Annotated in this window: 2 protein-coding genes; one reads left to right on the top strand and one right to left on the bottom strand. The window is 39.8% G+C overall.

All coding sequences use genetic code 11. The features are described 5' to 3' along the window. Positions 1 to 10 precede the first annotated feature (10 nt). Positions 11 to 1,612: a peptide chain release factor 3 gene (locus G5B37_RS05515; protein ID WP_164679068.1), complete on the bottom strand. Its 1,602-nt coding sequence runs from the start codon at positions 1,610 to 1,612 to the stop codon at positions 11 to 13. Positions 1,613 to 2,179: 567 nt separating this feature from the next. On the opposite strand from G5B37_RS05515, the gene G5B37_RS05510 reads away from it, so the two are divergent. After that, on the top strand, positions 2,180 to 17,473 hold the full coding sequence (locus G5B37_RS05510) for an Ig-like domain-containing protein (RefSeq protein WP_164679067.1): 15,294 nt from the start codon (positions 2,180 to 2,182) through the stop codon (positions 17,471 to 17,473). Positions 17,474 to 17,532: the final 59 nt, after the last annotated feature.

Below are 17,532 nucleotides of genomic sequence, written 5' to 3'. Positions count from 1 at the left end.
TGCGAATTTGTTAAGGTTTCGATACTTTTTCAAATTCGCTAACAAAGTGTAATTGAATATTTGGGTATTTACTCTGTGTCATTTGAAGTGTAAACGCACTGTCGGCAAAAAAGACTAATTGTCCTTTTTTGTCTTTGGCTAGAAACTTAGATTTCACTCTCTTAAAGTCTGCAAATTCTGCACTTTTTGGATCTTTAGGTTGTACCCAGCACGCTTTATGAACATTTAAATTTTCATATCTACATTTAGCGCCATATTCGTGTTCTAGTCTATATTGAATTACTTCAAATTGTAGTGCGCCAACCGTACCAATTACTTTTCTTCCGTTGAGCTCTAATGTAAATAGTTGTGCAACCCCTTCGTCCATAAGTTGGTCGATTCCCTTTTCAAGCTGTTTGCTCTTCATGGGGTCTGCGTTGTTAATGTACTTAAAATGCTCTGGAGAAAAACTAGGAATACCTTTATAAAGCATTTCTTCGCCTTGTGTAAGTGTGTCGCCTATTTTGAAATTTCCTGTATCATGAAGCCCTACGATATCTCCAGGGTAGGAAACATCTACAATTTGTTTTTTTTCTGCGAAGAAGGCATTCGGGCTAGAGAATTTTAATTTTTTTCCGTGGCGAACATGTAAATAGGGGGTATTACGTTCAAAAGTACCAGAAACAATTTTTACAAAGGCCAGTCTATCTCTGTGCTTAGGATCCATATTGGCGTGTATTTTAAATACAAAACCAGAAAATTCTTTTTCTTCGGGTTTTACCAAGCGGGTATTACTTTCTTTAGGTCTAGGCTTTGGTGCTATTTCAACAAAGCAGTCTAACAGTTCTCGAACCCCAAAATTATTTAGAGCAGAGCCAAAAAATACAGGTTGGAGTGCGCCTTCCAAGTATTCATCTCTACTAAAGTCTGGATACACCTCATATACTAACTCTAGTTCATCTCGTAAAGTTTCCGCAGCCTTACTTCCTATAAGTTCATCGAGCTCGGGGTTTGTAAGATCTTCTATTTCTATTGTTTCTTCTATATTTTTTCTACTATCACCACTAAAAAGATTCACATTTTTTTCCCAGACATTATAAATACCTTTAAAATCGTATCCCATGCCAATAGGAAATGAAAGGGGTGTTACTCGTAGGTGTAGTTTTTGTTCTATTTCATCTAGTAATTCGAAAGCATCTTTTCCTTCACGATCTAGTTTATTGATAAAGACAATCATGGGGATATTTCGCATTCTGCATACTTCCACGAGTTTTTCGGTTTGTTCTTCTACACCTTTTGCAACATCTATTACAACAATTACGCTATCTACGGCTGTTAAGGTTCTAAATGTATCTTCTGCGAAATCTTTGTGACCTGGAGTATCGAGAATATTTATTTTCGTTCCGTCATATTCAAAAGCGAGGACTGATGTGGCTACAGAAATCCCACGTTGCCGTTCAATTTCCATAAAATCACTCGTAGCTCCTTTTTTTATCTTGTTACTTTTTACGGCACCGGCTTCCTGTATTGCACCTCCAAACAATAAAAGTTTTTCGGTTAATGTGGTTTTCCCGGCATCGGGGTGTGAGATGATTCCGAAAGTTTTTCGGCGATTTATTTCTTTTTGAAGCATAGTATTTGTTTAGAAGCAAGCAAATATACTATGTATATAAGGGATTATTTTAAATTTTCTGTTGAAAATAAAGTAACCCTGCTACTTTAATTAGTAAGGTATAGGCGTGTTTCTGTTTTGCTTAAAAAAAAATCCGAACCTATGTTTTTATCGTATGTAATAAAAGATTGATTATTACAATTATTGTGTTAATTCAAACTGTAAGAAATGTAGTACATATTTACATAAAAAGTGTGTTATAAATACACACAGCTACACACTGAAAATTAAATTTTCATAAAAATTTAGTGCTACAAATCACGGCAGGGCTATAAATATTTCCTACATTAGAATGGCTTAAAATACCAATGTTTTAGGCTATATACGTATATATACGTATAGATTATTCCTACATATTTCTTACTGAAAAATAACAAATTTGTGCAGTTCAACGAGTTTTTCCTACAAGTGAGCTAAAAGTGACTTGTTAGGAAGTCTTTAACGTTTGTTGCATCGTATATTTGGCAACATTAATAGACGAAAAATGCAGTTGGGGCATTTCAATACAACGATATAAATAAGATAAGTATGCATAATTTTACTTTTATTTTCTGGAATAAGTACGTTCGTAAAAGCTACGTTCTTTTGGCGTTACTTTTAATGGGTACGGCAGTACAAGCACAGATAGGTGTGCAATCACCTTCTATAACAGCTGGGGTGACTTTTCAATGGAGTGATTCTCAAACGATAAATGGGGTGTACAATGATAATAATCCTGCTACTATTAAGTCTGTTACTATTAACGGAACTGTGTATAACAGTTTTGCAGTACCTAGTGCTTATCAGTTAACGAGATTAGGTCCTGCTGGAAATGGTCCAAATAGAATTGCTGAAAACGGTAACTATTCTTCATTTAATAGTTCGGGAGCAACGCAAAATATAAATGATTCGAATCAGTGGGATAATGCTGCAAAAGCTGCTTTTCAATCACAAAACTTGAATTACTATTTTACGTCAAATCCCAATGGGCGATCAATTTGTGGTAATTTTAATGCTGCCAATGGTCTAAATGGAGTGCCTGAGACAGATGCACAAATGCAAACACTTTTTTATGACCCGCCACTTCCTGCAAACGCTGGAGGTGTTCTTGCTGTTACAGAGCGTGGAGGAAATAACTGTTTGTATGTAAGACTTTTTGGATTTTTACCTGGAAGTAATACGGAAACTCCCTTAGGAGACACTTTTGTTCGTACAAATAACGATATGTACAACGGTAATTTTAGTCCGCCAGTTGCTGGTTCAGATTATTGGGGTTCAGGTCGTGAGCAAGATAATGGACAAACGATTGCAATTGCATTGTTCCAACTAGACAATGTTGCACCGATAGGCTCTAAAATTACAAGAGTACGTTTTATTGCTGCAAGTACTGACCATGGAGATGGTAAAGTTTTTGTATTACAGCGTTATGCACAACCGCAAGTTGATATGGGTTGTGTAGACGGTACATTTAATGGGCAAATAGATAATTCTAGTACAGTTCCTGCAGGATCTACTTATACATTAATCTCTGGTCCAAACCCTTCAGGAGTAAGTTTTACGTTAAATTCTGATGGTAGCTACCAGTATGTGCCTTCACCTGGGTTTGTAGGGGATGTAACTTTTACTTATAAAGTAAGGCTTCCTGCTCCTAACCAAAATATTACCGATACAAATACAGTAACATTAACGTATAACCCGAATCCGCCAGATCCTACTATAGATGTAGCTTGTAACCCAGATGGAAGTTATAATGTTACAGTAACAGATCCGGTAGGATCAAATTATGAATACCAAATAAATAATGATCCGTATCAATCTTCTCCTAGTTTCGCCGATTTAGGTCCTGGAACATATGTGTTTAGTGTAAGAGATCTTAGTACAGGATGTGAAAATAAACCATCTTCAACAAGTGTAACCCTTGAAACATTAACGGCTTCTGTTACATCTGTTACAGATGTAGACTGTTTTGGTGATGACGATGGAACAATAGATATTACTGTTTCTGGAGGCTTTCCACCATATTCATATGTATGGTCTAACGGTGCTACAACCGAAGATGTTTCAAATTTAGCACCTGGTACCTATAATGTAGAAATTTCTGATTCTTCAGGATGTCTGTTCGAATTCTTATCTGATATCGTAGTAGACGGTCCTACAGAGGCTATTTCAGTTAAAGAAACGATTACCGATGTACTTTGCTTTGGAGAAGCTACTGGGAAGATATCACTTACTGTTACAGGAGGTACGCCAGGGTATACATACTCATGGAGTAACGGAGCTACTACACAAAATATAAGTGGTCTTACAGCTGGAGATTATACGGTAACTATCTTAGACGCTAACAACTGTACATACGAAGAGACGTTTACAGTGATGGGGCCTACTGCAGGAATTTTATTGAGTACAACAAAAGTTGACGTATTGTGTAATGGTGATAGCACTGGATCTATAGACCTAACAGTTTCTGGAGGAGTGCCACCGTATTCGTATGCTTGGACAAACGGAAGTACTTTAGAAGATATCTCTGGTTTAACAGCTGGAAATTATAATGTGACTGTAACCGATGATAACGGGTGTACAACAACATTACCTGCTCCGGTTGAAATTACGCAGCCAGAACCAATCAGCATTGAATTAACAAAAACAAACGCTTCGGCAACTGCACTTTGTAACAATGGAACTGCAACTGCAACAGTTACTGGAGGTGTTGGTCCTTATACCTATTTATGGGATGATCCACTAGCGCAAACAACGCCTACAGCAACCGGATTGTCGGGAAGTCTTTTGGGTGGAACGCAGTATACTGTAATGGTGACTGATGCAAATGGTTGCGTTAACGAACAAAGCGTTATAATTACTTGTGTACAAAATTGTGATGCGGTAATTAATGTAACAGATGTTACTAACGTTTTATGTAAGGATTTTGAAACAGGTAGTGCTTCGGTACAAGCAAGTTCTTCGGCTAATCCAAATGCAACATTTACCTATACTTGGAATACATCGCCTCAGCAAGTTGATGCGGGTGTTCTGCCAGGTATTCCAAGTACTATTTCTGGCCAAGGAGCTGGAGTGTATACAGTAAGTGTAACTATTGATGGTACATTATGTCAGCCTGTTGAAGAAAGTATAACTATTACAGAACCTTCTACAGCAGTTGCTGTAACGGCAACGGCTACAGATGAAACTGGACCAACAACTAACGATGGAACTGCAACGGCTAACCCATCTGGCGGGATTCCTCCTTATACATTTTTGTGGAGTCCTGGCGGACAAACAACACAAACAATTACTGGCTTAAGTGATGGAACTTATACAGTGACTGTGAAAGATGCTAACAATTGTATGGCGACGACACAAGTTACTGTGAACAATGGTGATTGTAATAACCTAACAGCAACTGCTTCGAGCACACCAGTATCATGTAACGGTGGAAATGACGGAACAGCCACAGTAAATGTTTCTGGGGGTCTAGGTAATTTCACCTATGCATGGAGTCCAGGCGGACAAACAACACAGTCTATTTCAGGTTTAACTGCTGGAGTATATACAGTAACTGTTACAGATGAAGATACATTGTGTACCGCTACAAGCTCAACAACTGTAGGTGAGCCTACAGAGCTTACTTCAGGTATTGCAGTAACAAACGTTGCTTGTTTTGGTGAGAGTACAGGGTCTTTAGACCTTACAGTAAGCGGAGGAACACCAGGATATACCTTCTTATGGAGCAATGGTGAAACCACAGAAGATATTTCTAATCTTTCCGCAGGTACTTATACTGTTGTGATAACAGATGGAAATGGATGTGTATTAAATGATAGTGGAACTGTTGGGCAGCCAACAGCTGCGCTTGATGTTGCTATTACGGCACAAACGGACATAGTATGTGAAAGCGGACTAGGATCTGTTACTGTTGAAGCATCAGGAGGTACTGCACCTTATAGTTATACTTTAGATGGTGGTGCACCTCAAGGTTCAGGTACTTTTAACAACTTGGCAGCTGGTACATATACTGTTACAGCAATAGATTCTAACCTTTGTAGTGACACCGTACAGGTAACAATATTAGCTAACTGTACTATCGCTGTGAACGATTTCCGCGATACGGTTGTAAATATTTCGATTGATGGAAATGTACTTACAAACGATGAAGACATGGAGGGAGATAACCAAGTGGTTACTACCTTAACAGTTACTTCAGACCAAGGAGTTGTTGTAAATATTGCTCCTGACGGAAGTTATACATACACACCGCCAACAGACTATGTTGGAGGAGACTTCTTCATGTATTCTATTGAAGATGACGGAAACCCACAAGCAACAGATAGTGCTACGGTATTTATTAGAATCAACCCAATTGGACAAAACAATACTATTGCCAATGCAGATGCTGTGTTTACAGAGCAAGATGTTGCAATTCCTGGAAATGTATTGACCAATGATGTAGATCTTGAAGGTGATAACCAAACAGTAACTAACCCTGGGACATATAATTTACCAGGTGGAGTTCTTGTATTGAATTCAAATGGTACGTTTGTGTATACTCCAAACCCTGGCTTTACAGGAACAGATACATTTACCTACGAGATTATAGACGATAACGCGCTACCAGCAACCGATACTGCTGTACTTACAATTACAGTTGTAGGTAACCCAGCAATGAACTACACTTTTGCTGTAGATGATGGATATGGTGGTAACCAAGGAGCTACCATTACGGGTAATGTATTAGATAACGATTTTGACCCGGAAGGAAATGATCAAACAGTAGATGTAGCAATTAGTCCGTCTAATGGGCCAACCAATGGCTCTGTTACATTAAACGCAGATGGAAGCTTTAGCTATACGCCTACAGATCCTAATTTCTTCGGAAACGATAGTTTCATTTACTCAATTTTCGATAATGGATCTCCAGTAGCAACAGATAGTGCTACCGTGAGTATTATTATTGCAGGAGAGAATACTACGATTGCTGTGAACGATTTCCGCGATACGGTTGTAAATATTCCGATTGATGGAAATGTACTTACAAACGATGAAGACATGGAGGGAGATAACCAAGTGGTTACTACCTTAACAGTTACTTCAGACCAAGGAGTTGTTGTAAATATTGCTCCTGACGGAAGTTATACATACACACCGCCAACAGACTATGTTGGAGGAGACTTCTTCATGTATTCTATTGAAGATGACGGAAACCCACAAGCAACAGATAGTGCTACGGTATTTATTAGAATCAACCCAATTGGACAAAACAATACTATTGCCAATGCAGATGCTGTGTTTACAGAGCAAGATGTTGCAATTCCTGGAAATGTATTGACCAATGATGTAGATCTTGAAGGTGATAACCAAACAGTAACCAACCCTGGGACATACAATTTACCAGGTGGAGTTCTTGTATTGAATTCAAATGGTACGTTTGTGTATACTCCAAACCCTGGCTTTACAGGAACAGATACATTTACCTATGAGATTATAGACGATAACGCGCTACCAGCAACCGATACTGCTGTACTTACAATTACAGTTGTAGGTAACCCAGCAATGAACTACACTTTTGCTGTAGATGATGGATATGGTGGTAACCAAGGAGCTACCATTACGGGTAATGTATTAGATAACGATTTTGACCCAGAAGGAAATGATCAAACAGTAGATGTAGCAATTAGTCCATCTAACGGACCAACTAATGGCTCTGTTACATTAAACGCAGATGGAAGCTTTAGCTATACGCCTACAGATCCTAATTTCTTCGGAAACGATAGTTTCATTTACTCAATTTTCGATAATGGATCTCCAGTAGCAACAGATAGTGCTACCGTGAGTATTATTATTGCAGGAGAGAATTTAATTCTTGCTGTAGATGATATTAACAATACCTACGTCGGATTTCCGGTAAGCGGAAATGTAGCGACTAATGATGAAAATTACGATGGCCCTATAGGAACTGAAACATTTACACTAGTAAGCGGTCCAACAGCTGGAGGAACATTAACTTTTAATCCAGATGGTACATATAACTATACACCACCTGTAGATCCTTTAGTATCAGAAGACACATTTGTGTACCAAATTTGTGATGCTGGTAACCCAGTCGCATGTGATACAGCAACAGTATATATTGAAATATTACCAACTCCTAATACAGGAAATGAGCCGCCAGTAGCAAATGCAGACACAAATACTACAGAAGTAGATACGCCAGTAACAGGTCAAGCACTTCCAAACGATTTTGATCCAGATGGAGATACAATCACGGTAACGGCTAATACAGATCCTGCAAATGGTACAGTTACGATTGACGCTAACGGAATGTATACCTACACACCAGATCCTGGTTTTATAGGAGAAGATACTTTTGAGTATACAATCTGTGATGATGCAACACCAGCATTATGTGATACTACAACGGTTACAATTCAAGTAATTGCAGATGAAGGAAATATTACAGTTGCAAATGACGACGCATATAACGGAATAATAGACACTGATATCGTTGGGAATGTATTGGATAATGATACCGATCCTGAAGGAGACAATCAAGATGTTAATACTACCGTAACTCCTGTAAGTGGTCCATCTAACGGAACACTTACTATCAATGCAGATGGTAGTTTCACTTATGTGCCAAACATTGGCTTTGTTGGAACGGATCAATTTGTATATGAAATTTTAGATGACAATGCTAACCCTGCAACAGATCAAGCAACTGTTTATCTAACTGTAGGAAATGGTGTAAACGAGATTCTAGCGATTGATGATATTAATGACACATTTGTAAACCTACCGGTAGAAGGTAGTGTAGCTACAAATGATCTTAATGCAGACGGTCCAGCAGGAACTGAAGTGTTTACACTAGTTACAGGTCCAGCAAATGGAATGTTGGTGTTCAATCCAGATGGAAGCTACACCTACACACCAGGTACTGATTATGTAGGCGAAGACACATTTGAGTATCAAGTATGTGATGGAGGTAATCCAGTAGCGTGTGATACAGCAATAGTTTATATTGAAGTACAGCCACTAGGTAGTCCAGATAATGATCCACCAGTAGCTAATGCTGATACGAACAGTACTCAGGTAGATACACCAGTAGATGGTACTGTATTACCAAACGATTTTGATCCAGATGGAGACCCAATCGTTGTAACTGGCAACACAGATCCAGCCAATGGTAGTGTTACAGTAAACCCTGACGGGACTTACACATACACACCAGATCCTGGTTTTATAGGAGAAGATACTTTCGAGTATACAATTTGTGATAACCAGACTCCGGCATTGTGTGATACAGCAACGGTAACGATTCAGGTATTAGATACTACAGAGAATATCACTACAGCGGTAGATGATGCTTACTATGGTTTCCCTGATACAGATATCGTTGGTAACGTATTAGACAACGATACAGATCCAGAGAACAATGACCAAACAGTAGATGTAGCTGTTAGCCCAAGCAACGGACCAAACAATGGTACCGTAGTCTTGAATGCAGACGGAACATTTACATATACTCCGGGAGCTGGTTTTGAAGGGACAGATAGTTTTGTGTATGAGATTTTCGACAATGGAAGTCCAGTAGCTACAGATGTTGCTACGGTATACATTTCTATTGCTAACCCAGCAAACGAGATTCTAGCGATTGATGATATTAATGACACATTTGTAAACCTACCAGTAGAAGGTAGTGTAGCTACAAATGATCTTAATGAAGACGGTCCAACAGGAACTGAAGTGTTCACACTAGTTACAGGTCCAGCAAATGGAATGTTGGTGTTCAATCCAGATGGAAGCTACACCTACACACCAGGTACTGATTATGTAGGAGAAGACACATTTGAGTATCAAGTATGTGATGGAGGTAATCCAATAGCATGTGATACAGCAATAGTTTATATTGAAGTACAGCCACTAGGTAGTCCAGATAATGATCCACCAGTAGCTAATGCTGATACGAACAGTACTCAGGTAGATACACCAGTAGATGGTACTGTATTACCAAACGATTTTGATCCAGATGGAGACCCAATCGTTGTAACTGGCAACACAGATCCAGCCAATGGTAGTGTTACAGTAAACCCTGACGGGACTTACACATACACACCAGATCCTGGTTTTATAGGAGAAGATACTTTCGAGTATACAATTTGTGATAACCAGACTCCGGCATTGTGTGATACAGCAACGGTAACGATTCAGGTATTAGATACTACAGAGAATATCACTACAGCGGTAGATGATGCTTACTATGGTTTCCCTGATACAGATATCGTTGGTAACGTATTAGACAACGATACAGATCCAGAGAACAATGACCAAACAGTAGATGTAGCTGTTAGCCCAAGCAACGGACCAAACAATGGTACCGTAGTCTTGAATGCAGACGGAACATTTACATATACTCCGGGAGCTGGTTTTGAAGGGACAGATAGTTTTGTGTATGAGATTTTCGACAATGGAAGTCCAGTAGCTACAGATGTTGCTACGGTATACATTTCTATTGCTAACCCAGCAAACGAGATTCTAGCGATTGATGATATTAATGACACATTTGTAAACCTACCAGTAGAAGGTAGTGTAGCTACAAATGATCTTAATGAAGACGGTCCAACAGGAACTGAAGTGTTCACACTAGTTACAGGTCCAGCAAATGGAATGTTGGTGTTCAATCCAGATGGAAGCTACACCTACACACCAGGTACTGATTATGTAGGAGAAGACACATTTGAGTATCAAGTATGTGATGGAGGTAATCCAATAGCATGTGATACAGCAATAGTTTATATTGAAGTACAGCCACTAGGTAGTCCAGATAATGATCCACCAGTAGCTAATGCTGATACGAACAGTACTCAGGTAGATACACCAGTAGATGGTACTGTATTACCAAACGATTTTGATCCAGATGGAGACCCAATCGTTGTAACTGGCAACACAGATCCAGCCAATGGTAGTGTTACAGTAAACCCTGACGGGACTTACACATACACACCAGATCCTGGTTTTATAGGAGAAGATACTTTCGAGTATACAATTTGTGATAACCAGACTCCGGCATTGTGTGATACAGCAACGGTAACGATTCAGGTATTAGATACTACAGAGAATATCACTACAGCGGTAGATGATGCTTACTATGGTTTCCCTGATACAGATATCGTTGGTAACGTATTAGACAACGATACAGATCCAGAGAACAATGACCAAACAGTAGATGTAGCTGTTAGCCCAAGCAACGGACCAAACAATGGTACCGTAGTCTTGAATGCAGACGGAACATTTACGTATACTCCGGGAGCTGGTTTTGAAGGGACAGATAGTTTTGTGTATGAGATTTTCGACAATGGAAGTCCAGTAGCTACAGATGTTGCTACGGTATACATTTCTATTGCTAACCCAGCAAACGAGATTCTAGCGATTGATGATATTAATGACACATTTGTAAACCTACCAGTAGAAGGTAGTGTAGCTACAAATGATCTTAATGCAGACGGTCCAACAGGAACTGAAGTGTTTACACTAGTTACAGGTCCAGCAAATGGAATGTTGGTGTTCAATCCAGATGGAAGCTACACCTACACACCAGGTACTGATTACGTAGGAGAAGACACATTTGAGTATCAAGTATGTGATGGAGGTAATCCAATAGCATGTGATACAGCAATAGTTTATATTGAAGTACAGCCACTAGGTAGTCCAGATAATGATCCACCAGTAGCTAATGCTGATACGAACAGTACTCAGGTAGATACACCAGTAGATGGTACTGTATTACCAAACGATTTTGATCCAGATGGAGACCCAATCGTTGTAACTGGCAACACAGATCCAGCCAATGGTAGTGTTACAGTAAACCCTGACGGGACTTACACATACACACCAGATCCTGGTTTTATAGGAGAAGATACTTTCGAGTATACAATTTGTGATAACCAGACTCCGGCATTGTGTGATACAGCAACGGTAACGATTCAGGTATTAGATACTACAGAGAATATCACTACAGCGGTAGATGATGCTTACTATGGTTTCCCTGATACAGATATCGTTGGTAACGTATTAGACAACGATACAGATCCAGAGAACAATGACCAAACAGTAGATGTAGCTGTTAGCCCAAGCAACGGACCAAACAATGGTACTGTAGTCTTGAATGCAGACGGAACATTTACATATACTCCGGGAGCTGGTTTTGAAGGGACAGATAGTTTTGTGTATGAGATTTTCGACAATGGAAGTCCAGTAGCAACAGATGTTGCTACGGTATACATTTCTATTGCTGATCCAGGAAACGAAATCCTAGCCGTAGATGATATTAATGACACATTTGTAGACCTACCAGTGAGTGGTAATGTAGCTACTAATGACGAAAACTTCGATGGTCCAACAGGAACAGAAGTGTTCACTTTAGTAAGTGGTCCAACTGCAGGAGGTACATTAACCTTCAACCCTGATGGAACATATGATTATACTCCGGCTCCAGGATTTGTAGGAGAAGATACATTTGTGTATCAAGTGTGTGATGCTGGTAACCCAGTAGCATGTGATACAGCAACTGTGACGATTTCAATAGTAGATGATCCAGTTATTGGAAACGATCCTCCAGTAGCAAATAACGATGTAAATATTACTGAAATTAATACGCCAGTAGACGGAAATGTACTTGTAAACGATTTCGATCCAGATTTAGGAGATATTATAACGGTAACAGCAAATACAGATCCAGCTAATGGTAGTGTTACTGTTAGTCCTGACGGAAGTTATACATACATTCCAAATCCAGGATTCACGGGAGAAGATACTTTCGAGTATACTATCTGTGATAACGCTGCTACACCACTTTGTGATACTGCAACGGTGACAATTTATATAATCGACGATACAGGAAATATTACGGTTGCTAATGATGACGCTTATTATGGAGAAATAGATGCGCCAGTAACAGGGAATGTGTTAGATAATGATAGCGATCCTGAATCCAATACTCAAGTCCTTAATGTTGGAACAACACCTGTTTCAGGTCCAACTAATGGTACTGTAATAGTGAATCCTGATGGTAGTTTTGAATATACACCAGGAACTGGATTCACAGGAAATGATCAGTTTGTCTATGAAATATTTGACAATGGTAGTCCAGTTGCTACAGATCAAGCTACTGTGTATATCTTAATCGCGCAAACCCCAGCACCAGCAATCGCAATTGTAAAAGCAGGTGTGTTTGTAGACGGTGATGGCGACCAGTGTGCTGATCCAGGAGAGTCAATCGACTATACCTTTACAGTTACCAACGAAGGAAACGTAAGTTTATCAGCTATTTCAGTAACAGATCCATTGTTAGAAGCACCAAACCCAGTAGTAGCTATCGTGTTCGCTGGTGGTGATACAGATGGTGACAGTGAATTAGATGTAGATGAGACATGGACGTATACTGCTAGTTATGCAATCACACAAGCTGATATTGATGCTGGTGAGATTACAAACCAAGCAACAGCAGAAGGAACAGACGAAGATGGAACAACAGTAGATGACCTTTCAGATGAAAGTTTAACTACTGAAGACGATCCAACGGTAACTACACTATGTCAGAGTCCAGCAATCGCAATTGTAAAAGCAGGTGTGTTTGTAGATGGCGATGGCGACCAATGTGCTGATCCAGGAGAGTCAATCGACTATACCTTTACAGTTACCAACGAAGGAAACGTAAGTTTATCAGCTATTTCAGTAACAGATCCATTGTTAGAAGCACCAAACCCAGTAGTAGCTATCGTGTTCGCTGGTGGTGATACAGATGGTGACAGTGAATTAGATGTAGATGAGACATGGACGTATACTGCTAGTTATGCAATCACACAAGCCGATATTGATGCTGGTGAGATTACAAACCAAGCAACGGCAGAAGGAACTGCTCCAGATAGTACGGTTGTAGATGACCTTTCAGATGAAAGTTTAACTACTGAAGACGATCCAACAGTAACTACACTGTGTCAGAGTCCAGCAATCGCAATTGTAAAAGCAGGTGTGTTTGTAGACGGTGATGGCGACCAGTGTGCTGATCCAGGAGAGTCAATCGACTATACCTTTACAGTTACCAACGAAGGAAACGTAAGTTTATCAGCTATTTCAGTAACAGATCCATTGTTAGAAGCACCAAACCCAGTAGTAGCTATCGTGTTCGCTGGTGGTGATACAGATGGTGATAGTGAATTAGATGTAGATGAGACATGGACGTATACTGCTAGTTATGCAATCACACAAGCCGATATTGACGCTGGTGAGATTACAAACCAAGCAACGGCAGAAGGAACTGCTCCAGATAGTACGGTTGTAGATGACCTTTCAGATGAAAGTTTAACTACAGAAGACGATCCAACGGTAACTACACTGTGTCAGAGTCCAGCAATCGCAATTGTAAAGGCAGGTGTGTTTGTAGACGGTGATGGCGACCAGTGTGCTGATCCAGGAGAGTCAATCGACTATACCTTTACAGTTACCAACGAAGGAAACGTAAGTTTATCAGCTATTTCAGTAACAGATCCATTGTTAGAAGCACCAAACCCAGTAGTAGCTATCGTGTTCGCTGGTGGTGATACAGATGGTGATAGTGAATTAGATGTAGATGAGACATGGACGTATACTGCTAGTTATGCAATCACACAAGCTGATATTGATGCTGGTGAGATTACAAACCAAGCAACAGCAGAAGGAACTGCTCCAGATAGTACGGTTGTAGATGACCTTTCAGATGAAAGTTTAACTACAGAAGACGATCCAACGGTAACTACACTGTGTCAGAGTCCAGCAATCGCAATTGTAAAAGCAGGTGTGTTTGTAGACGGTGATGGCGACCAGTGTGCTGATCCAGGAGAGTCAATCGACTATACCTTTACAGTTACCAACGAAGGAAACGTAAGTTTATCAGCTATTTCAGTAACAGATCCATTGTTAGAAGCACCAAACCCAGTAGTAGCTATCGTGTTCGCTGGTGGTGATACAGATGGTGATAGTGAATTAGATGTAGATGAGACATGGACGTATACTGCTAGTTATGCAATCACACAAGCCGATATTGATGCTGGTGAGATTACAAACCAAGCAACAGCAGAAGGAACTGCTCCAGATAGTACGGTTGTAGATGACCTTTCAGATGAAAGTTTAACTACAGAAGACGATCCAACGGTAACTACACTGTGTCAGAGTCCAGCAATCGCAATTGTAAAAGCAGGTGTGTTTGTAGACGGTGATGGCGACCAGTGTGCTGATCCAGGAGAGTCAATCGACTATACCTTTACAGTTACCAACGAAGGAAACGTAAGTTTATCAGCTATTTCAGTAACAGATCCATTGTTAGAAGCACCAAACCCAGTAGTAGCTATCGTGTTCGCTGGTGGTGATACAGATGGTGACAGTGAATTAGATGTAGATGAGACATGGACGTATACTGCTAGTTATGCAATCACACAAGCTGATATTGATGCTGGTGAGATTACAAACCAAGCAACGGCAGTAGGAACTGCTCCAGATAGTACGGTTGTAGATGACCTTTCAGATGAAAGTTTAACTACTGAAGACGATCCAACGGTAACTACACTATGTCAGAGTCCAGCAATCGCAATTGTAAAAGCAGGTGTGTTTGTAGATGGCGATGGCGACCAATGTGCTGATCCAGGAGAGTCAATCGACTATACCTTTACAGTTACCAACGAAGGAAACGTAAGTTTATCAGCTATTTCAGTAACAGATCCATTGTTAGAAGCACCAAACCCAGTAGTAGCTATCGTGTTCGCTGGTGGTGATACAGATGGTGATAGTGAATTAGATGTAGATGAGACATGGACGTATACTGCTAGTTATGCAATCACACAAGCCGATATTGATGCTGGTGAGATTACAAACCAAGCAACGGCAGAAGGAACTGCTCCAGATAGTACGGTTGTAGATGACCTTTCAGATGAAAGTTTAACTACTGAAGACGATCCAACAGTAACTGCATTATGTCAGTCACCTTCAATTGCACTTATCAAGAAAGGTACATTGAATGATGAAAACGGAAGTGGATGTACAGATGTAGGTGAGACTATTTCATATGTATTTGAAGTGAAGAATACAGGTAACGTAACACTAACAGGAGTAGATATTGATGACCCATTAGTGAACGTTGTTGGTGGTCCAATAGTGTTGGCTCCAGATGAGATTGATGTACTATCGTTTACTGCGGTTTATACAATCACACAAGTTGATATCGACAACGGAAGTTTCGAAAATACTGCTACAGCTATGGGTACTGCACCTGATGGAACAGTAGTAGAAGACATTTCAGATTTCGATGTATATACAGACGATAGACCAACAGTTACCACACTTTGTCAGAACGCAAGTATCGCTTTAATTAAAGAGGGTACTGTGATGGACGAGAATGGTAGTGGTTGTGCAGATCCTAAGGAAACAATTGAGTACAGATTTACAGTTCAAAATACAGGTAACGTTACCTTAACGAATATCGATATTGAAGATCCATTAGTAAATGTACTTGGAGGTCCTATTACATTGGCGCCTGGACAAACAGATGTAAATTCATTCATGGCAACGTATCTAATTACGCAGGCCAACATAAATGATGGCTTTGTTGAGAACCAAGCAACGGTAATCGGAACAGATCCTAATGGAGAGGTTGTTGATGATGAGTCTGATTTCGATTCATTCTTAGATGATAGACCAACAATTACAACACTATGTCAAGGAGCATCAATTGCACTGATTAAAACGGCGAACCCACAAGATCAGAATGGCAATGGTTGTGTTGAACTTGGCGAGTCTATAATCTATGAGTTTGTTGTTAAAAACACAGGAAACGTAGTGTTAACAAATATCACAGTAACAGATCCATTAGTGGCTGTAACTGGAGGACCTATAACATTGAATCCTTCAGATTCAGATTCAGATACCTTTAGAGCCGAGTATTTCGTAACTCAGGAGGATGTGGATAACGGATTTGTAATGAATCAAGCAACTGCAGAAGGTACTGCACCTGATGGATCGGTAGTGATGGACCTTTCAGATGATGATAGCTTCGATGAAGATGAAGTGACAGAGCTTAGCTTATGTCAAGACCCTCGAGTTTCACTTGAGAAGTCTGGAATCTTTAACGATGATAACGGAGACGGTATACCACAAGTAGGAGAGACGATTTCATATATCTTTAGAGTTGAAAACACAGGAAACGTAAGCCTGTACAACTTAACGCTAGAAGATGATCTAGAAGGTATTGTGATAGAAGGAGGTCCTATAGATGTGTTAGCAGTTGGTGAAGTTGATGATTCAACGTTTACTGCAACTTATGCTATCACTGAAGGTGATATTGAAAATGGCGAGGTAATAAACCAAGCATTAATTACTGGTACAACATCAGACGGAACAACAGTAGAAGATACTTCTGATGATCCAAACGATTTAACCAACATAGATATTAATGGCGATGGTGATCCAGATGACCCAACGGTAACGTTATTACCTAATGTAGGAACAGAAGTAACATTTGAAATCTTTAACGGTATTACACCAGATGGTGATGGACTAAATGATTTCTTCAGAGTTCAGGGAATTGAATTCTTCCCAGACAACAATATGAAGATTTTCAACAGATGGGGTGTACTTGTATATGAAACAGATGGATACGGTGGAGCCACTGGAGAAGAGAATGTATTTAGAGGATACTCTGAAGGTCGAGTTACAGTAAATGACAGCAAGACCTTACCAACGGGAACATACTTCTACGTTTTAGTTCGACAAGATCCTAATTCTGGAGAAATGTTAAAGAATTCAGGTTACCTATACATTAATAGATAAACAATCATTGAAGAATAAATCCTGGACGGCTTGTCCGTCCAGGTATAAAATACATAACG

The sequence above is a fragment of the Rasiella rasia genome (genome assembly GCF_011044175.1).
Taxonomy (GTDB): Bacteria; Bacteroidota; Bacteroidia; order Flavobacteriales; family Flavobacteriaceae; genus Marinirhabdus; species Marinirhabdus rasia.
This window is presented reverse-complemented; position numbering and strand designations above follow the sequence as displayed.

Bases quoted from the DNA above. Each gene is read 5' to 3' on its own strand.
- G5B37_RS05515 (WP_164679068.1), bottom strand. From the start codon at position 1,612: ATGCTTCAAAAAGAAATAAATCGCCGAAAAACTTTCGGAATCATCTCA.
- G5B37_RS05510 (WP_164679067.1), top strand. From the start codon at position 2,180: ATGCATAATTTTACTTTTATTTTCTGGAATAAGTACGTTCGTAAAAGC.